22 protein-coding genes are annotated in these 22,242 nt (G+C 71.8%); 13 read left to right on the forward strand and 9 right to left on the reverse strand.

Features of this window, described 5'->3' with window-relative positions:
* Positions 1–190: 190 nt before the first annotated feature.
* Together FXF51_RS48400 and FXF51_RS48405 are read right to left on the reverse strand one after the other, a co-directional pair.
* Positions 191–706, reverse strand: a complete 516-nt coding sequence (locus FXF51_RS48400; protein WP_262380340.1) for a Uma2 family endonuclease — start codon at positions 704–706, stop codon at positions 191–193.
* Between the two features lie 94 nt (positions 707–800).
* Positions 801–1,406, reverse strand: coding sequence for a hypothetical protein (locus tag FXF51_RS48405; protein ID WP_148441582.1), 606 nt, complete (start codon positions 1,404–1,406; stop codon positions 801–803).
* Positions 1,407–1,561: 155 nt separating this feature from the next.
* Here FXF51_RS48405 and FXF51_RS48410 point away from each other — a divergent pair, with 155 nt between their 5' ends.
* Together FXF51_RS48410 and FXF51_RS48415 are read left to right on the forward strand one after the other, a co-directional pair.
* Complete coding sequence (locus FXF51_RS48410; protein ID WP_262380341.1) at positions 1,562–2,338, forward strand: glucose 1-dehydrogenase; 777 nt, start codon at positions 1,562–1,564, stop codon at positions 2,336–2,338.
* A complete protein-coding gene (locus tag FXF51_RS48415; protein ID WP_148441583.1) occupies positions 2,339–3,133 on the forward strand; it encodes an alpha/beta fold hydrolase in 795 nt (264 codons plus the stop codon).
* Between the two features lie 170 nt (positions 3,134–3,303).
* Here the strand turns inward: FXF51_RS48415 and FXF51_RS48420 are convergent, their stop codons facing one another.
* Both FXF51_RS48420 and FXF51_RS48425 read right to left on the reverse strand, forming a co-directional pair.
* Positions 3,304–3,912: a DUF4126 domain-containing protein gene (locus FXF51_RS48420; protein WP_148441584.1), complete on the reverse strand. Its 609-nt coding sequence runs from the start codon at positions 3,910–3,912 to the stop codon at positions 3,304–3,306.
* A gap of 4 nt (positions 3,913–3,916) precedes the next feature.
* Complete coding sequence (locus tag FXF51_RS48425) at positions 3,917–4,825, reverse strand: choline kinase family protein (protein WP_148441636.1); 909 nt, start codon at positions 4,823–4,825, stop codon at positions 3,917–3,919.
* Between the two features lie 68 nt (positions 4,826–4,893).
* Between FXF51_RS48425 and FXF51_RS48430 the strand changes: the two genes are divergently transcribed.
* Entirely contained in the window at positions 4,894–7,254 is a 2,361-nt protein-coding gene (locus FXF51_RS48430) for an FAD-dependent oxidoreductase (protein ID WP_148441585.1), read from the forward strand.
* Here FXF51_RS48430 and FXF51_RS48435 read toward each other — a convergent pair.
* The 3 genes from FXF51_RS48435 to FXF51_RS48445 are packed head-to-tail and all read right to left on the reverse strand — an operon-like array spanning position 7,232 to position 9,866.
* A complete protein-coding gene (locus FXF51_RS48435; RefSeq protein WP_148441586.1) occupies positions 7,232–8,002 on the reverse strand; it encodes a GntR family transcriptional regulator in 771 nt (256 codons plus the stop codon). The two genes, FXF51_RS48430 and FXF51_RS48435, sit on opposite strands and share 23 nt — an antisense overlap.
* A gap of 45 nt (positions 8,003–8,047) precedes the next feature.
* Entirely contained in the window at positions 8,048–9,175 is a 1,128-nt protein-coding gene (locus FXF51_RS48440) for an NAD(P)H-dependent flavin oxidoreductase (RefSeq protein WP_148441587.1), read from the reverse strand.
* A 46-nt stretch (positions 9,176–9,221) separates the two neighbouring features.
* On the reverse strand, positions 9,222–9,866 hold the full coding sequence (locus tag FXF51_RS48445) for an acyltransferase (RefSeq protein WP_148441588.1): 645 nt from the start codon (positions 9,864–9,866) through the stop codon (positions 9,222–9,224).
* Positions 9,867–9,976: 110 nt separating this feature from the next.
* Here FXF51_RS48445 and FXF51_RS48450 point away from each other — a divergent pair, with 110 nt between their 5' ends.
* The 10 genes from FXF51_RS48450 (at position 9,977) to FXF51_RS48495 (ending at position 21,016) form a co-directional block, all read left to right on the forward strand.
* Complete coding sequence (locus FXF51_RS48450) at positions 9,977–11,641, forward strand: CTP synthase (RefSeq protein WP_148441589.1); 1,665 nt, start codon at positions 9,977–9,979, stop codon at positions 11,639–11,641.
* Positions 11,638–12,249 carry an NUDIX domain-containing protein gene (locus FXF51_RS48455; protein ID WP_148441590.1) on the forward strand — a complete coding sequence of 204 codons (612 nt, stop codon included), beginning with the start codon at positions 11,638–11,640 and terminating at the stop codon, positions 12,247–12,249. The genes FXF51_RS48450 and FXF51_RS48455 overlap by 4 nt, the downstream gene beginning before the upstream one ends.
* Before the next feature lie 15 nt (positions 12,250–12,264).
* Positions 12,265–13,170, forward strand: coding sequence for a site-specific tyrosine recombinase XerD (locus FXF51_RS48460; protein ID WP_148441591.1), 906 nt, complete (start codon positions 12,265–12,267; stop codon positions 13,168–13,170).
* Between the two features lie 123 nt (positions 13,171–13,293).
* Positions 13,294–14,229: a ParA family protein gene (locus FXF51_RS48465; RefSeq protein ID WP_372513629.1), complete on the forward strand. Its 936-nt coding sequence runs from the start codon at positions 13,294–13,296 to the stop codon at positions 14,227–14,229.
* The gene (locus FXF51_RS48470) at positions 14,226–15,047 is read left to right on the forward strand and encodes a segregation and condensation protein A (RefSeq protein WP_148441593.1); all 822 of its coding nucleotides are present in this window, start codon (positions 14,226–14,228) and stop codon (positions 15,045–15,047) included. The genes FXF51_RS48465 and FXF51_RS48470 overlap by 4 nt, the downstream gene beginning before the upstream one ends.
* Positions 15,048–15,500: 453 nt before the next feature.
* The gene (gene scpB, locus FXF51_RS48475; RefSeq protein WP_148441637.1) at positions 15,501–16,079 is read left to right on the forward strand and encodes an SMC-Scp complex subunit ScpB; all 579 of its coding nucleotides are present in this window, start codon (positions 15,501–15,503) and stop codon (positions 16,077–16,079) included.
* Positions 16,076–18,127 carry a pseudouridine synthase gene (locus tag FXF51_RS63200; RefSeq protein WP_262380345.1) on the forward strand — a complete coding sequence of 684 codons (2,052 nt, stop codon included), beginning with the start codon at positions 16,076–16,078 and terminating at the stop codon, positions 18,125–18,127. Before scpB ends, FXF51_RS63200 begins: the two co-directional genes overlap by 4 nt.
* 71 nt (positions 18,128–18,198) lie before the next feature.
* Positions 18,199–18,558 carry a chorismate mutase gene (gene aroH / locus FXF51_RS48485; RefSeq protein WP_148441594.1) on the forward strand — a complete coding sequence of 120 codons (360 nt, stop codon included), beginning with the start codon at positions 18,199–18,201 and terminating at the stop codon, positions 18,556–18,558.
* Positions 18,559–18,646: 88 nt separating this feature from the next.
* A complete protein-coding gene (locus FXF51_RS48490; RefSeq protein WP_148441595.1) occupies positions 18,647–19,777 on the forward strand; it encodes a prephenate dehydrogenase in 1,131 nt (376 codons plus the stop codon).
* A gap of 75 nt (positions 19,778–19,852) precedes the next feature.
* Positions 19,853–21,016, forward strand: a complete 1,164-nt coding sequence (locus FXF51_RS48495; RefSeq protein WP_148441596.1) for an NAD(P)/FAD-dependent oxidoreductase — start codon at positions 19,853–19,855, stop codon at positions 21,014–21,016.
* Between the two features lie 59 nt (positions 21,017–21,075).
* On the opposite strand, the gene FXF51_RS48500 is transcribed toward FXF51_RS48495, so the two are convergent.
* Positions 21,076–21,270, reverse strand: coding sequence for a DUF2795 domain-containing protein (locus FXF51_RS48500; RefSeq protein WP_148441597.1), 195 nt, complete (start codon positions 21,268–21,270; stop codon positions 21,076–21,078).
* A gap of 20 nt (positions 21,271–21,290) precedes the next feature.
* The gene (locus FXF51_RS48505; RefSeq protein WP_148441598.1) at positions 21,291–22,226 is read right to left on the reverse strand and encodes a glycosyltransferase family 2 protein; all 936 of its coding nucleotides are present in this window, start codon (positions 22,224–22,226) and stop codon (positions 21,291–21,293) included.
* Between the last annotated feature and the right edge of the window lie 16 nt (positions 22,227–22,242).

Raw genomic sequence — 22,242 nt, forward strand, 5'->3', positions numbered from 1 at the left:
AGGTCTGAGGCCCACCGGCGGGTCGCGATCAGATCGGCTGACGCCCGGTGGGAGGGAATGAGGACGCGGAAAACGGCACGCGGACAGTCGTTGCCACGGTCTCAGCCTCCCTTCGTGCGGCGGTGATCGATACGCGCCATGAGTATCGCGATGCGGCGGGGACGGGTGCAACCCATTTACCCCGTGTGGCTCAGCGCCGGACTTTGTTCAGGTCGAGGTCGACGTCCACGTCGAAGCCGATGTTCGTCCGCAGCCGCCCGCGGTGGATGCCGGTTGGGACGTATGCCCTGACGGCGGGCTCCAGCTCGAACGTGTAAACGACGGGTACGCCGTCTTCCTGCTCCACCCGCCAGAAATGCTTGATTCCCGCATCCGAGTACTTGATCGGCTTCGTGGTGCGGTCGCGCTCCCTGGACTCGTCCGAGACGACCTCGACGGCCAGGTGGACATCCTCGGGCTTGAACGAGGTGGTCTTCCCGGTCAAGGCGGAGCTCTTGACGATGAGGATGTCCGGCTCCGGCCGCTGGTGCGGGCCCAGCGTCACCGTCATCTCCCGGACCGTCATGAGCCCACGCGGCGGGCGGAGCGACCGCTCCAGCAGGCGGAGCGCGAGCATGTGGAAGCCGTTCTGCGGCGGTCTCGTGACGAGTGAGCCATCGATCAGCTCGACGTGCCGGGGCGCGCCAGGGGGAAGGTGATCGAGCATGTCAGCGGTCCACCCACCGGAAGGCCCGGGGCGGAGCAACCTCGACAAGTTCATGCAGGACGCCCTCTCGATGAGACACCGCACGACGTGACCGTCAGGGCCGGTCCCTGCGCTCCTCCATCGACCGCCGATACAGCTCGTCGATCTCGTCCAGCGGGTCAGGCGCGCGGCGGCGGGCCTCGATCTCCAGGTCGGTGCGGGAGGTGAGGTCGGCGATGCCGGTGGAGGTGTGCTGGACCTGGTCGCCGAGGAGGTCGGCGCGGATGCGGGCGCACATGGCGGTCAGCTTGGCCTGGTGCTCCCTGAGCCGGTCGAGGGTGGCGTGGTCGACGTACGGGGACAGGCGGCGCTGCTGGGCGTACATGCCGAGCTGCCCGTCGTGCACGTCGGCCTGCGCGGTCAGGTCGGCCAGGAGGCGGGGCAGGTCGCCCAGGCCCCAGCCGAGGCTCTGCGCGTGCTCGACGGCCTGACGGGTGAGGGTGACCTCGCGGCGCAGGTCGAGGCGCAGCCGTTCGACTTCGGCGGCGTCGCCTGTGCCCATCGCGTTGACGTGCGTGCTGATGCGGGCGGTGGCCTGTCTGGCCTTGACGGCGGCCTTCTTGCCCAGCTTCACCAGGATGTAGATGCCGACGCCGCCCAGCAGCAGGAGGAACGCCAGGATCACCAGCACGATGACAAGGAACTCGCCGATCTTCGCCACCTCCTGTTGGTGTTGGTGACTTGAAGGATAGTCGGCTCCGGCGGTTGGGGCGCGCCCGTGGCCGATGCGCTGGGCAAGCAAGCTCTTGATCAGATCTGACCGGTGTGTTTCAGTGCACATGTCTTCCCAACCCACCCCTAGAGAGGGCATACAGGGTGCTTGACGGCAAGGTTGTGATCATCACGGGTGGCGCTCGCGGCATGGGGGCGGCCACCGCGCGGCGCTGCGTCGCGGCAGGGGCTCGGGTCGTGCTCACCGACGTGCTGGTGGAGGAGGGTACGGCGACCGCGAAGGAGCTGGACGCCCGCTTCGTCCAGCACGACGTGACCAGCCAGGACGCCTGGGCGGCCGTCGTCGCCGAGACCCTGGAGGCGTACGGGCGGGTGGACGGCCTGGTGAACAACGCCGGCATCGCCACCATGCTGACGATCGAGCAGCAGCCGCTGGAGGAGTTCCAGAACGTCCTCCAGGTGAACCTGGTGGGCACCTTTCTGGGGCTGAAGGCCGTGGTCGGGCCGATGCGGGAGCAGGGCGGCGGCGCCATCGTGAACCTGTCGTCGGTCGCGGGCCTGTTCGCCCTGCCCCTGACCGGCGGTTACGGCGCCTCCAAGTGGGGGGTGCGCGGGCTGACGAAGATCGCGGCGCTGGAGTTCGGGCGGGACAGGATCCGCGTCAACTCCGTCCATCCCGGGATGATCGTCACCCCGATGACGCAGGGGCTCGGGGCCGTGTCGGGGGAGGGCACGTTCGGGCTGGCCCCGGCCGGGCGCTGGGGGGAGCCGGAGGAGGTGGCGGAGGCGATCGCGTTCCTGCTGTCCGACGCCGCCTCGTACGTGACCGGCGCCGAGCTGGCGATCGACGGCGGGTGGACGGCGGGGGAGGGCTCGTTGCTGCCCCCGCCGAAGGTGCCGCCAAAAGATCAGGAGGCCTAGATGCCGTACCTGGAGGTGGGGGACGGTGTGGAGCTCTTCTACACCGACGACGGCGCGGGCGATCCGCCGTTGCTGCTCGTGCACGGCTGGGGGACCGACTCCCACCAGTGGTCGTGGCACATCGACGCGCTCGCCTCCGCGCACCGCGTGCTCGCCGTGGACCTGCGCGGCCACGGCTACTCGTCGGTCCCGGAGACCGGCAACACGCCGCACGCGATGGCCGGCGACCTGGACGTCCTGCTCGGCCGCCTGGGCATCCCCGAGGTGGTCGCCGTCGGGCACTCCATGGGCGGCCAGGTGGTCTCCATCCTGGCCGTCGAGCATCCGGAGCGGGTGCGGGCGCTGGTCACCCTCGACCCCGGCTACGGCATGTCGGCGGAGATCGCCGCCGGCTTCCCCCGGATGATCGCGGGCCTGCGGGGCGAGGGTCCGCACCGGGCGGCCGAGCGCATCGACGAGTGGTGCACGAACGCCGCCACGCCCGCCGTGATCAGGCGCTGGCACAAGCGCAGGCTGTACGGGATGCCGCCGCACGTGCTGGTGGAGGCGTTCGAGGCGATGTTCACGGCGCCCGGCGCGATCGGGGTGCGTCCGGCGAGTGACGACTACCTGGCCCGCAGGCGGTGCCCGGTGTTGTCGATCTGGGCGGACGCCGGGCGGGCGGGCTGGGAGGCGGGGCTGCTCAAGGACCCGGCGTCGGTGGTGCTGTCGTGGGAGGGCGCGAGCCACCGGCTGCACGAGGAGCGCCCGGATGACTTCGTCAGCGCCGTGGAGGGATGGTTGCGCCGCCTGTGATGGGCCCGGCGGAACGGGATGTCCCGCCGGGCGCCAACGACGTGTGAGCGTGCCAGGGTTGGGGGCCACGGATTGACGCTCACACGTTTCGATCCCTTTGTTCGCTACCTCGGCCCCAACGGTAGGCGGCCATCGGACACCGGCGCGTCACCCCGTGGGCGGATCGCGGGTCACCCTGGCGGGTGATGCCCCCTGGCCGCCCTCCTGCGGGCGCGGAAGCGGCGGGCCCGCCGCAGCACCCACCACGCCAGTACTGCGAGCAGCAGCAGCGCGACGATCACCAGGACGGGCGCGAACAGCGCGACCAGGCTCATCCCGAACGACCCGGCGTCCTCGACCGTGCTGACGACCGGCGCGCCGACCCCGGCCGTGCCCGCGTTGATCACCGGGCGGGCGGCGGACTTGAGCGCGTGCACGGCCAGCGCCATCACGATGCCCAGCAGCCAGCCCGCCCACGGGTTCTGCGTCATCCAGGAGGAGCTCTCGAGCTCGGCGGCGGCGCTGGTGGCGGAGAACACCACGCCGCCGGAGGCGGGGCGCACCACGGTCTGGATGGCGTCGTTGACGCTGTCGACGGCGGGCACCTTGTCCAGGACCATCTCGGCCAGCAGCAGCACCGCGAGGATGGCGAGCACGCCCCAGTTGGACAGCCACGTGTAGCCGTCGGGCAGCCGCACGGCGTCGGTGACGTTCGCCAGCACCCCCACGACCAGGAGCGGGATATACGCGTTCAGCCCGGCGGCCGTGGACAGCCCCAGACCGGTCAAAGCGGCCAGCATGTCCCTAGTCTGCCCGGGCGGCCTCGTCCATGAGGCGTGTCAGCGCGGGATCGGTGAACTCGGTCATCGCCCGCTCGTACTTCTCCATGCCCCAGGACCAGAAGTCGAAGTCGATGGTGTCGTTGGCGCCGTCCTGGATGGAGGCCCACAACGTCCAGCCGTACTTGGACATGAGGCCGAGCAGGCGCGCCCGGGCGATCTTGTGGCGCAGGCGGCGGCCGTAGTACGCGGTGACGAGCTCGTCCAGGTGGCCGGGCGGCAGGTCGGACTCGCTCCAGATGTTGCCCAGCTCGAAGCAGGGGTCGTTGTTGCCCGCGTACTCGTAGTCGATCAGCCAGAGGCGCTCGCCGTCGTCCAGGATGTTGCCGGGCAGCAGGTCGTTGTTGCACGGGACCGTCCCCTCGTCCCTGATAGCGAGACATTCCCGGATCCGGGTGACGGTGGGCATGAAGTCCAGGTAGCGAGGCGGCAGCCGGAAGCCGCGATCCCGCACGATCTCCAGGTAGCGCCGCTGCACCTCGAACATGTCGAAGTCACGCACGAAACGCGGCCCGGCGTGCAGCCGCCGGCACGCCCGCGCCACGCGCGGCAGATTCGCCGGATCCAGCAGATCCGCCTCCGTGTACGTCCGGCACCCCGGCAGGAATCCGACCACGAGCACGCCGAGGTCCGGCAGGTAGTCGTGCACCGGCGCGCCGACCCCCGCCTTCGCCGCCGCGATCGAGTTGGCGTGCTCGGCGTCCCTGTCGATGGCCAGCAGCGCGCCGTCGCTGGCCCACAGGCGCACCACGTACACGCCGGACGGCGTGGTGACCTTGTAGTTGTGGTTGGTGAGCCCGCCGGGCAGCTCCTCCACGGAGCGCGGCACGCCGGACAGCAACGGGATGCGATCGAGGACCTCGGGCGCGGCCATGCTCGATGCTAGCTCCACCGTACTAAACGGTCTAGACCTTTAGGGGCGCGCCGGTTAACCTCGCGACCATGAGCGACTCGGCCCGGATCGTGATCATCGGCGGCGGGGTGGGCGGCGCGTCCGTCGCCTACCACCTCACCCAACTCGGCGAACGCGACGTCGTCCTGCTGGAACGGGACGAGCTCACCAGCGGCTCCACCTTCCACTCCGCCGGGCTCGTCGGCCAGTTGCGCGCCGACCCCACGCTGACCCGGATGAACCAGTACTCCGTCGAGCTGTACCGCACCCTCGACGCCGGATGGACCGAGTGCGGCGGCATCAAGCTCGCCTCCACGCCCGAGCGGATGGCCGAGATCCGCCGCCAGATCGGCTGGGCGCGCACCTTCGGCCTGCCGCTGGAGGAGATCTCCGTGGCCGAGGCCGTGGAGCTGTTCCCGCTGATGGACCCGGAAGGCGTCGTCGGGGCGGCGTACCTGCCGACGGACGGGCAGATCGACCCGTCCCAGCTCTGCTACGCGCTGGCGAGCCGCGCCCGCGAGGGCGGCGTCACCGTGCGCACCCGCACCCGCGTGCTCGGCGTCACCGTCGAGCGGGGCCGCGTCACGGGCGTGCGCACCGACCAGGGCGACATCGCCTGCGAGATCGTGGTCAACTGCGGCGGCATGTTCGCCGCCGAGATCGGCCGCATGGCCGGGGTGCGGGTCCCGATCGTGCCGATGTCGCACCAGTACGTGGTCAGCGACGCCTTCCACGACCACACCGGCCTGCCCACCCTGCGCGACCCCGACCTGCTCGTCTACTACCGCCAGGAGGTCCAGGGCCTGGTCATGGGCGGCTACGAGCGTAACTGCGCACCCTGGACGGCCGGCCACGACTCCTACGACGCGGTGCCCGCCGACTTCAACGGCCGCCTGCTGCCGGAGGACTGGCCCAGGTTCGAGGAGATCTCGGACAACTCCCGGATCCGCGTGCCCGCCATGGCCGACGTCGGCATCCGCAAGCTGATCAACGGGCCTGAGGCGTTCACCCCCGACAACGAGTTCTGCCTGGGCGAGACCGAGGTCGCCGGGTTCTTCGTCGCCGCCGGCTTCTGCGCGCACGGCATCGCGGGCGCGGGCGGCATCGGCAAGGTGATGGCCGAGTGGATCGTCGAGGGCGAGCCCGGCATGGACCTGTGGCACATGGACGTGCGCCGCTTCGGCCGCCACTACCGCTCGCCGTCGTACACGATCAAGCGGGCGGTCGAGAACTACGAGACGTACTACGACATCCGCTACCCGGGCCACGAGCGGTCGGCGGGCCGGCCGCTGCGGGTCTCGCCCGCCTACGGCTGGCACACCGCCAACGGGGCCGTCTTCGGCGAGAAGTCCGGGTGGGAGCGGGTCAACTACTACGCGGCGAACGAAGTCCCCGGCGAGGAGGAGCGGCCGGCCGGGTGGGCCGGGCGGCTGTGGTCGTCGGCGATCGGGGCCGAGCACCGGGCCACGCGCACGGCCGCCGGGCTGTTCGACGAGAGCTCGTTCGCCAAGATCGAGGTCACCGGGCCCGACGCCGCCGCGCTGCTGGAATGGGTGTGCGACAACCGGGTCGCCAGGGACGTGGGCGCGGTCACGTACACGCAGGCGCTCAACCGGCGCGGCGGGATCGAGTGCGACTTCACCGTCACCCGGCGCGGCGAGGAGGAGTTCCTGGTCGTCACCGGCACCGCGTTCGGCGCGCACGACATGGGGTGGCTGCGCAAGCAGGCGGCGCGCACCGGCTCGAAGGCCAGGATCGCGGACGTGACCGGGCAGTACGCGTGCTTCGCGCTGTGGGGGCCGCGCGCCCGCGACGTGCTGGGCGGCCTGACCCCCGATCCGCTGGACTTCCCGTTCATGTCCGCGCGCGAGCTCACCGTGGGGGACGTGCCGGTGCTGGCGCTGCGGGTGACGTTCGTGGGGGAGCACGGGTGGGAGCTGTACTGCTCCAGCGAGTACGGGCTCGGCCTCTGGCAGACGCTGTGGCGGGCGGGGGAGCCGTACGGGCTGACGGCCGGCGGGTACAAGGCCATCGACAGCCTGCGGCTGGAGAAGGGCTACCGGGTGTGGGGGGCCGACCTCGGGCCCGAGACGACGCCGTACGAGGCAGGGCTGGGCTTCTGCATCAAGAACGACAAGGACTTCCTCGGCAGGGACGCCCTCGACCCCGCGCCCGCGCGGCGGCTGCGCTGCCTGACGCTGGGCGACCCGCGCGCGATCGCGCTCGGCAACGAGCCGGTGCGGGTGGACGGGCAGGTGCGGGCCAGGGTCACCTCCGGCGGGTACGGGTACACCGCGCGCGAGTCGATCGCCTACGCCTACCTGGAGGCGGAGCCGGGCACGCCGGTCGAAATCGAGGTGGAGGGCCGGTGGGTGCCGGGAACGGTGGTCAAGAGTCCTCTGGTGCCGTGACGCCGCTGCGCACCGTGATGCGGACCCGGTCGGGGCGGAACAGGTCGCGGGCGTACTCCACCGGGGTGCCGTCCGCCGCGTAGGCGGTGCGCTCGATCAGCATCAGCGGCGCGCCCGGCTCGATGCCCAGCTCGGCGGCCTCGGCGGGCTGGGCGATGACCGGGTCGAGATGCTCGGTCGCGGTGCGCGGCTCCAGGTCGTACCGGGTGGCCAGGAGCGCGTACAGGGAGCCGGTGAGGTCCTCGTCGAGCAACCCGGGCAGGCGGGGGAAGTACGAGCGTTCCAGCGCCACCGGCGACCGCCCGGCCGAGCGGACCCGCGCCACCTCGTGCACCGGCTCGCCCGGCGCGACCCCCAGGGCCCGCGCGGCGGCGGCGGGCGCGGGCACCGTCGCGGCCCGCAGGATCCGCGCCTCGGCCCGCAGGTGCGCGCGGCGCATCTGCTCCGTGAACCCGGCCAGCCCGGTCAGGTCGCAGTCGATGCGCGGCGCGGGGCGCGGCTCGGCCACGAACGCGCCGCCCGACCGGCCCGGCACGCGCAGCAGCACGCCGTCGCGCTCCAGCGAGGCCAGCGCCTGCCGCAGCGTCATCCTGCTCACGCCGAGCCGCCCGGCCAGCTCCCGCTCGCCGGGCAGCCGGTCGCCCGGCGTCAGCTCGCCGCCGGCGATCGAGGCGAGCAACCAGCGCTCGATCTGCACGTGCGCGGGGACGCCGGTGCCGCGTTCCAGCTCAGGCGGAGTCCCGACCACAGGCGCAGGTTACCTTCCGGGAAAGACGGGGCAAACGCCCGGGTCTCACCCCTGCGTCAGGTCGCGCAGCCGCTCGACCGCCTCGCCGAACTCGCTGATCATGTCGTAGACCACGTCTCTGGCCGGCTTGACCTGGTCGAGCTGGCCCACGACCTGCCCCACGAAGTAGTTGACCAGCTCCACCGCGCCGGGCTCGCCCTTCTCCGCCGCCGCCCCGATGCGCGCCATCGCGCCCTCGGCCAGCAACATCTGCAGCGGCATCCCCAGCGCCCCAGGGCTCTCCTGGCCGGAGTCCCACTCCTCCGTCCAGGCGGACCTGAGCTGGCGGGCCGGCTTGCCCGTACGGGACCGGGACCGGACCGTGTCCAGCGACGAGGCCGCCAGGAACTTGGCCTTGACCGCCGGAGCCGTCTCGGCCTCCTCGGTCGTCAGCCACACCGAGCCGCACCACACGCCCTGCGCGCCGAGCGCCATGGCCGCCGCCATCTGCCGCCCCGACGCGATCCCGCCCGCCGCCAGCACCGGGACCGGCGCGACCGCGTCCACGACCTGCGGGACCAGCACCATCGTGGAGACCTCGCCGGTGTGCCCGCCCGCCTCGGTGCCCTGCGCCACGATGAGGTCGGCGCCCGCCGCCACCTGCCTGCGGGCGTGCTCGACCGTGCCCACCAGCGCGGCCACCGGCACCCCCGCCTCCCTGGCCCTGGACACCATCTCGGGCGGCGGCGGCCCCAGGGCGCTGGCGATCAGCCCGATGCGGTGCTTGAGCGCCACGTCGATCAGCCCCGTCGCCCCGGCCGCCGTCACGCGCCTGCCGAACTCGTCGGCCACGGCCGACATCGGCTGGCCTGGCGAGCTGACGCCGTACTTGTTCAGCAGGTGGGTGACGAAGTCCCGGTGGCGGTCGGGGACGGCTTCCGACAGTTGCGTGCGGCGGTCGAGCGCCGAGGGGTCGATCTTGCCGGGGACGAGCACGTCCACGCCGTACGGGCGGCCGCCCACCCGTTCGTCCAGCCAGGTCAGCTCCGTGTCGAGCTGCTCGGGTGAGTACGCGATCGCGCCCAGCACGCCGAAACCGCCCGCGTTCGTGACGGCGGCCACCACGTCGCGGCAGTGGCTGAAGGCGAACAGCGGGAACTCGATGCCCAAACGCTCACAGATGGCGGTCCGCATGGAACGACGCTAACTGTCAGAACCTTGTTCGGTCCAGAGGGTGACCTCAGGGGATGCTGTCCAGCGTGACGGGTGTGTGCCAGCCCAGCTCGGGCGTGTAGCCGCGCACCCGCCTCGCGGGCACCCCCGCCACCACGCTGTGGTCGGGGAACTCGCCGCGCACCACCGCGCCGCCCGCCACCACGCACTGGCGCCCCAGCGTGGTGCCCGGCAGGATGATCGCGCCCGTGCCCAGCCAGGAGCCCGAGCCGATGGAGACCGGGCTGTTGCGCGGCCACTGCCGCCCGATCGGCACGTCCGGGTCGTCGTAGACGTGATTCTGGTCCGTGATGTACACGTACGGGCCCGTGAAGACGTCGTCGCCGATGTCGACCGACTGGTGCGCGACGATGTGCGAGCCCCGGCCGATCGAGCAGCTCGCGCCGATCCGCAGGATTGAGTCGGGTCCCAGATCCGGGCCGGGGACCATGCCGCACGACATCGACACCCGCTCGCCGATGAGCGTGTGCTCGCCGATCTCGATCCACTGCTCGCCGAAGATCGCGCCGGGCGGGAACGCGATGCTGACCCCGGCGCCGAGCGAGCGGAATCGGTAGCCGGCGGAGCTGCCTGCGGAAATCTCACCGGCGGCGCGGATCGCCCCGTAGGCACGGTGAATCAACGCGCCCAGAGCCCGCCGAACTAGTGACATAGGGACCAAAGTTACCGCTAGGTCATGCCGTTCAGGCATGTGAGGGGCGTTGTTTGATATCCTGAGAGCCCGTGGACACTTCGACCACACCTCGAGCCACGGGAGCCCCTTTGCGCAGCGCATCGCAAACCAAGCATCTGTTCGTCACCGGCGGTGTCGCCTCCAGTCTCGGCAAGGGGCTCACGGCATCCAGCCTCGGTCGCCTGCTCAAAGGGCGCGGTCTCAGGGTCACCATGCAGAAGCTCGACCCTTACCTCAACGTCGACCCCGGCACCATGAACCCGTTCCAGCACGGTGAGGTGTTCGTCACCGACGACGGCGCCGAGACCGACCTCGACGTCGGCCACTACGAACGGTTCCTCGACACCCACCTGCACGGCTCGGCCAACGTGACCACCGGGCAGGTGTACTCCAACGTCATCGCCAAGGAGCGGCGGGGCGAGTACCTCGGCGACACCGTCCAGGTCATCCCGCACATCACCAACGAGATCAAGGACCGGATCCGGGGGATGGCCGGCCCTGACGTGGACGTCGTCATCACCGAGGTAGGCGGCACGGTCGGCGACATCGAGTCGCTGCCGTTCCTGGAGGCCGTGCGCCAGATCAGGCACGAGGTCGGCCGCGACAACGTGTTCTTCCTGCACGTCTCGCTGCTGCCGTACATCGGCCCCTCGGGGGAGCTGAAGACCAAGCCGACCCAGCACAGCGTGTCCGCGCTGCGCAGCATCGGCATCCAGCCCGACGCCATCGTGCTGCGCTCCGACCGCCCCGTGCAGGCGGCGATCAAGCGCAAGATCAGCCTCATGTGCGACGTCGACGAGGACGCCGTCGTCTCCGCCGTCGACGCGGCCTCCATCTACGACATCCCCAAGGTGCTGCACTCCGAGGGCCTCGACGCCTACGTCGTACGCCGCCTCGGCCTGCCCTTCCGCGACGTCGACTGGAAGGAGTGGGAGCAGCTCCTGCGCCGCGTGCACCGGCCGGCCAAGGAGGTCACGGTCGCGCTCGTCGGCAAGTACATCGACCTGCCCGACGCGTACCTGTCGGTCACCGAGGCGCTGCGCGCCGGCGGCTTCGCCAACGACGCCCGCGTCAACATCCGCTGGGTCAAGAGCGATGACTGCGAGACGCCCGAGGGCGCGGGGCGCGAGCTCGACGGCGTGGACGGCGTGCTCATCCCCGGCGGCTTCGGCGTACGCGGCATCGAGGGCAAGATCGGCGCCATCCGCCACGCCCGCGAGAACAAGATCCCGCTGCTCGGCATCTGCCTCGGCATGCAGGGCATGGTCATCGAGGCCGCCCGCAACATGGCCGGCATCGAGGACGCCAACTCCGCCGAGTTCGACCCCGACACCAAGCACCCCGTCATCTCCACCATGGCCGACCAGGAGGACGTCGTCGCCGGCGAGCGCGACATGGGCGGCACCATGCGCCTGGGCAGCTACACCGCCAAGCTCGGCGAGGGCACCCTGGCCAGGCAGCTCTACGGCGGCAAGGCCAAGGCCGACGAGCGCCACCGGCACCGTTACGAGGTCAACAACGCCTACCGCGAGCAGCTCGAACAGGTCGGCCTGGTCTTCTCCGGCCTGTCGCCCGACGGCCGCCTGGTCGAGTACACCGAGCTGCCGGCCGACGTGCACCCCTTCTTCATCGGCACCCAGGCGCACCCCGAGTTCCGCTCCCGGCCCACCAGGGCCAACCCGATGTTCAAGGGCCTGATCAGCGCAGCCCTCGTGTATGCCGACGCCCGCGTCGGTGCGAAGGTGGGCCCATGAAAGTCGAAGACACGCCCGAGGCGTGGGACGTCGTCGAATCCAGGCACCGGTTCAAGGGCCACGTGATCGAGGTCGTCACCGACACCGTCAAGATGCCCCGCGACGAGGTCGCCGACCGCGACTACGTCGTCCACCCCGGAGCCGTCGCCGTGCTCGCGCTCGACGAGCACGACCGGGTCCTGATGATCAGGCAGTACCGCCACCCCACGCGGCACCTCATGTGGGAGCTGCCCGCCGGGATCCGCGACGTGGCAGGCGAACCGCTCGTCACCACCGCCGCCCGCGAGCTGGCCGAGGAGGCCGGCTACCGCGCCGACACCTGGTACACCCTGGCCGACCTGCGCTCCTCGCCGGGCATGACCGACGAGCGCGTACGCGTGTTCCTGGCCAGGGGCCTGAGCAGGATCCCCGACGAGGAGAACGGCTTCGAACACCGGCACGAGGAAATCGACATGCCGGTCGAATGGGTCCCTCTGGCCGACGCGGTCGAGAAGGCGCTCATGGGAATGATCCACAATTCCTCGACCGTGGCCGGTATCCTCGCCGCATATGCGGCTTCGGTCGAGGGGCACCACCTGCTGCGCCCGGCCGACGCACCGGAGGCGTGACGGAAGGACCAGTTCGTGGAGGCGGTGCTCTCCAGCTACCTCGCCCATCTGGCCGTGGAGCGCGGCCTGGCCGCCAACACGCTCGCGTCCTACCGTCGTGACCTGCGCCGATACTTCGAGCACCTCCAGGCGCGCGGGCGCCTGGAGCTCGGCGAGGTGGGGGAGGCCGACGTGCTGGCCTTCCTCGCCGCGCTGCGCGAGGGCGACGGCGAGCACCCCGCCCTGGTCGCCAGCTCCGCCGCCCGCGCCGTCTCCGCCGTGCGCGGGCTGCACCGCTTCGCCCTGCGCGAAGGCGTCACGGCCCACGACCCCGCCCACGAGGTACGCCCGCCGCGCCAGCTCCGCAGGCTGCCCAAGGCCATCGGCGTGGACGAGGTCGAACGCCTCATCGCCGCCTCCGGCCCCGACGGCGCGCCTCTCACGCTGCGCAACCGCGCCCTGCTGGAGGTCCTGTACGGCACCGGCGCCCGCATCTCCGAGGCCGTCGGCCTGGCCGTGGACGACCTGGAGGACGACCAGGTGCGCCTGCACGGCAAGGGCAACCGCACCCGGGTCGTGCCTCTGGGGCGTTACGCCCGGTCGGCGCTGGACGCCTACCTCGTACGGGCTCGTCCGGGGCTGCTCGCCCACGGGCGAGGCACCCCGGCTGTCTTCCTCAACGCCCGCGGCGGGCGGCTGACCAGGCAGGGAGCCTGGGAAGTGCTCCAGGCCGCCGCCGAACGAGCCGGACTCGACGGGATAAGCCCGCACGTACTCCGGCATTCCTTCGCAACTCACCTGATCGACGGTGGCGCGGACGTTAGGGTGGTACAGGAGTTGCTCGGCCACGCCTCTGTGACGACCACTCAGGTCTACACCTTGGTCACGGTCGACAAGCTCCGCGAGGTCTACGCCGCAGCGCATCCCCGCGCCCGGCAGTGATCTATAGTCTTTTGGGACGTGCGCCGCCCACGGCGTGCCGCCTTGCCGCGTTAAGTGGTGACGCCATAGTGTCCGTCCGGACGGTCCGGTTCGGGATCGTCAGGGAGGTTCGAGCTGGTGACTGTGACGACCAAGGGTTCGACCCCGGGGACCCCCGACAACCCCTGGGGCGACACGAAGACCAACGCGCCTTCCAACGGCGTCAATCTCGGCCCGACGCAGCGGCCCCGCCCGGTGTTCCCGGAACCGGTGCCGCCCGCGGTGCACGGCCCGGCGCGCGTGGTCGCGATGGTCAACCAGAAGGGTGGCGTCGGCAAGACCACCACCACCATCAACCTGGGCGCCGCGCTCGTCGAATGCGGTCTCAAGGTGCTGCTGGTCGACTTCGACCCGCAGGGGGCGCTGTCCGTAGGCCTGGGCATCAACCCGCTCCAGCTCGACCTGACCGTCTACAACCTGCTCATGGAGCGCGGCGTCACCGCCGAGGAAGTGCTCCTGCAGACCGGCGTCGAAGGCCTCGACCTGCTGCCCAGCAACATCGACCTGTCCGCGGCGGAAGTGCAGCTCGTCACCGAGGTCGCCCGCGAGCAGGTGCTCGGCCGCGTCATCAAGCCGCTGCTGCCGCACTACGACGTGTGCCTCATCGACTGCCAGCCGTCGCTCGGCCTGCTCACCATCAACGCCCTCACCTGCGCCCACGGCGTCATGGTGCCGCTGGAGTGCGAGTTCTTCGCGCTGCGCGGCGTCGCCCTGCTCATGGACACCATCTCCAAGGTCCAGGAGCGGCTCAACGAGGAGCTCGAGATCGAAGGCCTGCTCGCCACCATGTACGACGCGCGCACCCTGCACGGCCGCGAGGTGCTGGCCCGCGTCGTCGAGGCGTTCGGCGACAAGGTGTTCCACACCGTGATCAACCGCACGGTGCGCTTCCCCGACGCGACGGTGGCCGGTGAGCCGATCACCACCTTCGACCCGTCGTCCCTCGGCGCCAACGCCTACCGTGAGCTGGCCCGCGAGGTGCTCTCGCGCTGGCCGGCGCCTGCGACAATGGCCAGGTGACCACCGAGCAGCCGTCGCCCCCGCAGGGCTTCCAGGTCCACCTGGACGTCTTCGAGGGTCCGTTCGACCTGCTCCTCGGCCTCATCGCCAAGCACAAGCTCGACATCACCGAGGTCTCCCTCTCCAAGGTCACCGACGAGTTCATCGCCTACATCCGCTCCCGCGGCCCCGAGTGGGACCTCGACCAGACCAGCCACTTCCTGCTGGTCGCGGCCACCCTGCTCGACCTCAAGGCGGCCCGGCTGCTGCCCAGCGGCGAGGTCGAGGACGAGGAGGACCTGGCGCTGCTGGAGGCCAGAGACCTGCTGTTCGCGCGGCTGCTGCAGTACAAGGCCTACAAAGAGGTGGCCAAGGTCTTCGCCGGGCGGATGGCGGAGGAGGCGCTGCGCTTCCCCCGTACCGCGCCGCTGGAGGAGCAGTTCGCCAACCTCCTGCCCGAGCTCATCCTCGGCATCGGCCCCGAACAACTCGCCCGCATCGCCGCCAAGGCCTTCACCCCCAAGCTGCCGCCCACCGTCAACCTGGGGCACGTCTACCAGCCGCTGGCCAGCGTCAAGGAGCAGGCGGCCATCCTCGTCATGCACCTGCGGCGGCTCCGGCGCGCCACCTTCCGCGCGCTCGTGGCCGACTGCGACGGCACCTTCGAGGTCATCGCCCGGTTCCTGGCCGTGCTGGAGCTCTTCAGGGAGTCGGCGGTGACGTTCGAGCAGGTCGAGCCGCTGGGGGATCTGCACGTGACATGGACGGGCTCCGATGACGGGGACGTCGCGGTGGGGGACGACTACGAGGAATCCGCGGAGAGACCTACTGATGATTGACGCTGATGGACGACGCTGATGAATGACGACAACCCGTTGCCTAACCCGCGCCGCTCGCCGGACTCCGAGCCGCCGCTGCCCGCCTGGATGACGCTGCCCGGGTCGATGGCGCAGGCGGGGGCGCCTGAGGTGGAGGGCGAGGACGACGCCACGGGTGCGGCCGACCCGGCTCCGGCCGAACCGGGCGCGCCTGACGCCGACCCGGCTCCGGCCGCGCTGAGCGTGCCTGACGCCGACCTGGTTGCGGCCGAGCTCGGCGCGCCTGACGTCGCCCCGGTTGCGGCCGAGCCGGCCGACCTCGGGGAGCCTGACACCGGGCCGGTGGAGCCCGAGGAGCTTCAGGAGGCCGCCGCCGACGTGGCTGACGTGCCGGGGTGGGACGCCGGGCCTGCGGATGGCGATGTGGCGGAGGAGACCACTGAGGCTGACGTAGTGCTGCTCGACGCGACACCCCTGCTCGACGAGGCCACCGCGCCGGCGACCGGAGAAGGACCGGCGCTGGAGGCGGCGTTGGAGGCTATCCTGCTGGTGGTGGACGAGCCCGTCGCCGAGGTGACCCTCGCCCAGGTGCTGGAACGGCCCACACACGAGGTGAGCGCCGCCCTGCGCTCGCTGGCAGCGGAATACACCGCGGCCGGTCGTGGTTTTGACTTGAGAGAAGTCGCGGGTGGCTGGCGTTTCTACACGCGAGCCGACTGCGCGCAACTGGTCGAGCGGTTCGTCCGCGACGGCCAGCAGACGCGGCTGACCCAGGCCGCGCTGGAGACACTCGCGGTCGTGGCCTACCGGCAGCCGGTGAGCCGCGCCCGCGTCGCCGCGGTGCGCGGCGTCAACAGCGACGGCGTCATGCGGACGCTCGTCGCCAGGGGGCTGGTCGAGGAGGCCGGCACCGACCCGGAGAGCCAGGCAGTGCTCTACCGGACAAGCTCATACTTCCTTGAACGTCTGGGGCTGAGGGACCTGAGCGAGCTTCCCGAGCTCGCCCCCTTCCTCCCCGACGACCTGGAGAATCTCGAGGAGACGACAAAGTGATCAACAGGCGTAGCACCCCGTCCGGTGATGGACGCGGTCGTGGACGTGCCGGCGGCTCGGGCCGTGGCGGGCGTCCCGCCTTCCGCTCCGACGACACCCGTGGCGACACCCGTGGCGACTCGCGCGGCGGTGGCCGTGGCGGGTTCCGCCGCGACGACGATTTCCGCGGCACCGGCGGCCCGCGCCGTGACGGTGGCTTCCGCGAGGATTCCCGCCGTGACGGTGGGTTCCGCGACGACTCCCGCCGTGATGGCGGCTTCCGTGACGATTCCCGCCGTGACGGTGGTTCCCGTGACGATTCCCGCCGTGACGACTCCCGTCGTGAGGGCTTCCGCGAGCGGTCCTCGCGTGACTCCCTCCGCGCCGACCGGGGCGGCGTCCGCGCCCGGTACGGCGGCAGGCGGGACGGCGAGAACGACGGCCGTCCGGCCCGCGAGGACCGCTACGGCGGCCGTGGCACCGGCCGTGACGAGCGCTCCGGCCGCGACGAGCGCCCGGGTGGCGCCGGCCGCTTCGGCCGCGACCAGCGCTCCGGCGGCTTCGGCCGCGACGAGCGCTCCGGCGGCGAGGGCCGCTTCGGCCGCGACCAGCGCTCCGGCGGTTACGGCCGCGACGAGCGCACCGGCCGTGACGACCGGTTCGGCGGCCGTGACAGCCGTCATGGGCGGCGTGACGAGCGCCCCGCCCGCGGTGAGGACCGCGGCGCCTACCGCGCAGAAGCCGGTGACCGCCGCCCCGCCGCAGGCCGCGACGACCGTCGTGACTTCCGCCGTGACACGGGCCGTGACGACCGTCGTGACTTCCGCAGCGACGCAGGCCGTGACGCAGGCCGTGACGCCGTCCGCGACGACCGCCGTGAGGGGCGTCCCGACGCTCGCCGCGACTACGGCCGCGACGCGGGCCGTGGCAACCGCCGTGACTACGGCCGTGACGCCGCCGTCCGCGACGGTCGCCGTGACGACCACCGCGATGGGCGTCCCGACGACCGGCGCGACGACCGGCGGGACGACCGGCGGGGAGACCGTGGCGACGTCCGGACCGGTGGTTTCCGGGCCGGCCGGAGCGGCCGCCGCGAGGACGCCGCCCCCAGGCCGTCGAGCTCGACCCGCTCCCGCTACGGCAGGCGCGACGACGCCGGCGACCGGAAGCCCGGAAGGGGCGCCGCACCGCGCCGCGACGACGTCCAGACCATCGGCGGCGGAGCCAGGCGCCCGTCGTACAACAGCCCCCAGCACAACCGGGTGAAGGCCGCCCGCCAGCCCCTGCGCGACCGCGACCTCTTCCCCGAGGGCTACACCGACGAGCGCGACACCACCGAGGTGCCGGGCGGCGTCCGCCTGCAGAAGGTGCTCGCCCAGGCGGGCGTGGCCAGCCGCAGAGCGTGCGAGGAGATGATCGGCGACGGCCGTGTGACGGTGAACGGCCAGGTGGTGCGGAGGTTCGGCGCCAAGGTCGACCCCGCCACGCAGATCATCCACGTGGACGGCAAGCGCATCCCGACCGCGCCCGACCTCGTCTACTACGCGATCAACAAGCCGATCGGCGTCGTGTCCACGATGGACGACCCGCAGGGCCGCCCGTGCCTGGCCGACTACGTCGAGGAGCTGGCGCCGCGGCTGTTCCACGTGGGCCGGCTCGACACCGAGACGGAGGGCCTGCTGCTGCTCACGAACGACGGCGAGCTGGCCAACCGGCTGACGCACCCCAGCTACGGGGTGCAGAAGAAGTACTGGGCCAAGGTGCCGGGGCCGATCCCGCGCGACCTGGGCCGCAGGCTCAAGCAGGGCATCGAGCTGGAGGACGGCCTCGCCAGGGCGGACGCGTTCTCGATCGTGCAGGAGCACGGCCAGCAGGCGCTGGTCGAGGTGGTGCTGCACGAGGGCCGCAAGCACGTCGTGCGGCGGATGCTGGAGGAGGCCGGTCACCGCGTGATCGACCTGGCCAGGATCGAGTTCGGACCGGTCAAGCTGGGCAGGACCAAGCCTGGCACCGTCAGGGCGTTGACCTTGAAGGAAGTCGGCGAGCTGTACGCGGCCGTGAAGCTGTAATCTGGCCGGACGAAGGAGCCCGTGCGAGAACCTCCGCACGGGCTCTCCGGTTATGGAAGGGGACGAACCACATGGTGCGGGCGATCCGTGGGGCGATCCAGGTGGACGCCAACGACCGCGACTCGGTCATCTCCGGCACGGCCGAGCTGGTCAGCGCGATCATGGAGCGTAACCGGCTGACCCCGGACGACGTGATCAGCGTGTTGTTCACGGCCACGCCCGACCTGACGGCCGAGTTCCCCGCGCTCGCCGCGCGTAAGCTGGGTTTTCACGAGGTGCCGTTGATCTGCTGCACCGAGATCGACGTGCCGGGCGCGCTGCCCCGCGTCGTACGTCTGATGGCCCATGTGGAGTCCGACCGGCCGCGTTCGGAGATCCAGCACGTCTATCTGCGCGGCGCGGTGGCATTGAGACAGGACATCGCCCAGTAGCCGGCACCGTGCTCTTTCCGTCAAGCGGACGGCAAGCCGGCCGCGTGACACTACCAGCCCGTACGGCCCGATAAATCAGGACATCGAGATGGAACTTCGTACCGTGCTCGTCGTCGGCACCGGTCTCATCGGCACCTCAGCGGCGCTGGCGCTGCGCAAACGCGGTGTCCGGGTGCTGCTCGCCGACCGCGAACCGGGAGCCGTACGGCTGGCACGGGAGCTCGGCGCGGGCGAGGAATGGCACCCGATGAAGGCCACGCCCGCCGCGGGAGAGGCCGGAGGGCAGGCGACGGCGCAGCCGTCCGAGCGGGTGGACCTGGCGATCATCGCGGTTCCCCCGGCCCACGTGGCGACCGAGCTGCTGGAGCTGCAGCGCATCGACGCGGCCCGCTTCTACACCGACGTGGCCAGCGTCAAGGCCGAGCCCATCCACCGGGCCGCGCAGCTCGGCTGCGACCTGGGCGCCTACGTCGCCTCCCACCCGCTGGCCGGCCGCGAGAAGTCGGGCCCGGGAGCGGCCAGGGACGACCTGTTCCTCGGCCGGCCCTGGGCGCTGTGCCCGACGGAGGAGGCCGACCCCGAGGCGAAGGCGGCGGTGCTGCGGCTGATCGAGCTGTGCGGCGCCAACGCCGTCGAGGTGAGCGCCGTCGACCACGACCGCGCCGTCGCCGTGGTCTCGCACGCGCCGCACGTGGCCGCCTCCGCCGTGGCCGCCCGCCTGGCCGACGCCACGGACGTCGCGCTGGGGCTGGCCGGGCAGGGCGTACGCGACGTCACCCGGATCGCGGGCAGCGACCCCGGCCTGTGGCTGGGCATCCTGTCCGGCAACGCGTCCCCGGTCGCCGAGGTGCTGGAGGCCGTGGCCAACGACCTGGCCGACGCGGCCAGCGCGCTGCGTGCCCTGGCCGAGGGCGACGGCACCGCCACCAACGAGATCACCCAGTTGCTCAAGCGCGGCGTGGCCGGCCACGACCGCATCCCCGGCAAGCACGGCGGCCCTGCCTCGTCCTATGCCGTCGTCCAGGTCGTGATCGGCGACCGTCCCGGCCAGCTCGCCCGGCTGTTCCAGGCGTGCGACGAGGTCGGCGTCAACGTCGAGGACGTGCGCCTGGAGCACGCCCCCGGCCTGCCGCTGGGCATCGCCGAGCTGTCGGTGGAGCCCGACGCGGCCGGCACGCTCACGGAGGCCCTGCACGAGCGCGGCTGGCAGGTTCCCTGAGGGGTTTCCCGCGCCTGATGTCACATCCGCGCCTCCTGGATTCGTCTGCAAGCACGAATCGAGGAGGCAACGAACATGACGGACATCCTGGTACTCGGCGGAGGCTACACCGGCGTCACTGCGGCCATCAGGGCCGCCCGCATGACCCGGAAGACGGGCGGGCGCGTCACGCTGGTGAACGCCTCCCCGCGGTTCACCGAGCGGCTGCGCCTGCACCAGACGGCGGCGGGCGAGCGGCTGAAGGACCACGCGCTCATCGACGTGCTGGCGGGCAGCGGGGTCGAGCTGGTGCTGGGGCGGGTGACCGCGATCGACCCGGAACAGCGGCAGGTACGCCTCGACGGCGCCCCCGGCGGTGAGCCCCACGCGCTGCGCTACGACAAGCTGGTCTACGCCCTCGGCACCGTCACCGACGCGACCGTCCCGGGCGTGGCCGAGCACGCCCACGTCTTCGACGACTACACCTCCGGCCTCCGGCTGGCACGTCACCTGGACACCCTCACCCACGGCACGATCGTCGTGGCCGGCGGCGGCCTCACGGGCGTCGAGGCGGCCACCGAGCTGGCCGAGGCCCGCCCGCACCTGCGCGTCGTCCTGCTGACCAGGGGACGGCCGGGGTCGATGATGGGCACGGCCGCCCGCGCGTACCTGGACAGGGCGCTGGAGCGGCTCGGCGTCGAGGTGCGCGCGGGCGCGGACATCACCAAGGTGCTGCCCGGCGGCGTCGAGCTGGGCGACGGCGAGCTGATCCACTCCGACGCGACCCTCTGGACGACCGGCACCGCGGGCCTGCCCCTGGCCGCCCAGGCGGGCCTGACGGTGGACGCGCGCGGCCGGATCGTGGTGGACCAGGAGCTGCGCTCGGTCTCCCACCCCGACGTGTACGCGATCGGCGACGCCGCGGCGGTCAGCCAGAAGTTCGGCGTCCTGCACGGCACCTGCCAGGGCGGCATCCCCATGGCCCTGGCCGGGGCCGACTCGCTGGCCGCCACGCTGCGCGGCGGAACCCCCACGCCGTTCAGGTTCGGGTATGTGCATCAGCCCGTGAGCCTCGGCAGGAAGGACGCCGTCATCCAGTTCACCCGCCCCGACGACACCCCCCGCCGCTGGTACCTGAAGGGCCGGGCGGCCATCGCCTACAAGGAGACGGTCAGCAGCAGCCCGATCACCCTGTTCAAGCTGCTCAAGCACGACCTCGTGCCGGTCAGGGTCTTCGCACTCACCGCCGGGCTCTCATGAGCGGCGGGACGCGCGGAGGGCGGGGCCGTGATCGGCCCCGCCCTCCGCACCCCCACGGCTCAGCGTCTGGTGACCGCCTCGCTGACGGCGTTCGGGCCGTCGTACTGGCGGTCCGGCATGTTCTGCAGGGCCTGGACGATGTCGTCGCCCGCGTCATGGTCGCGCACGGCCTGGACCAGGTCCTCCCTGGAGGCGGGATAGTCCACGCCCCTCAGGTGTTTCTGCAGGTCGATCGGGTTCGGTGCGGTGCTCATACCCGCCTGCTGCCCCCCGTTCACGAGACGTAACGGCGGGCTCGGGAGTTCCTTTGGGAGGCCTCCAGGCTCGCCAGCCTGGCCTCCACACGTGGCGGCACGCGCCGCCGCTCGGCCAGCACCCACGGCAGCCCGCGCAGGGCGTCCAGGACCGCCAGCGCGGAGACGCGGTCGCGCGGCACCGTCCTGGCCAGATGCGCGGTACGCCGCAGCGCCGCGCGCACGGGCCGCCGCAGCCACGTGAACCAGAGCGTGTTGCGCAGCCCTGCCCGCCGCCTGGCGTGCGAGTCCCGCTGCGTCGAGGCCTGGTGGTGGACGGTCAGCTCCTCCAGGTAGCACAGCTCCCAGCCCGCCGTGGCCAGGTCCACGGCCAGCAGCTCCTCCTCGCCGCCCAGCCACAGCCGCCGCGAGAAGCCGCCGCATTCCAGGAACGCCTCCCGCCGCAGCACCGACGCGCCCGCCAGGAAGCTGCCCAGCGCGGGGCCGGGCAGCCAGCCGGGGCCCGGTACGGGGGAGTCGCGCAGCTCGGTCACGATCGGGTCGTCGCGCCCGCCAGGTTCGGCCAGGATGCGGGCCGTCACGACGGCCAGGCGGGGATGGGCGTCCAGTGCGTCGGCGGCCCTGGCCAGCGAGCCGGGGGCCCACCAGGTGTCGTCGTCGGCGAAGGCCACGTACGGGGTGCGCAGGCGTTCCACGCCCACGTTGCGGCCCACGGCGCCGAGGTTCTCGCCGAGGGCGACCACGTCCACCTCGGGGTAGGCGCGCGCCACGGCCTCGGCGGTGCCGTCGGTGGAGCCGTTGTCGACCAGCACCACCTGGGGGCGTTCTGGGAGGGCGAGCAGGCGGCCCAGCGCGGTGAGCGCCTCCTCGCGCCGGTTCCAGGTGATCACCACAGCGCCCACGCGCGGATCGGCCCTCGCCGGCTCCACAGCGGCCTCCGCGCCTGTGTCAGTCATCGGCCCGCTCCCATGC

This window comes from Nonomuraea sp. PA05 (genome assembly GCF_008086045.1).
Taxonomy (GTDB): Bacteria; Actinomycetota; Actinomycetes; order Streptosporangiales; family Streptosporangiaceae; genus Nonomuraea; species Nonomuraea monospora.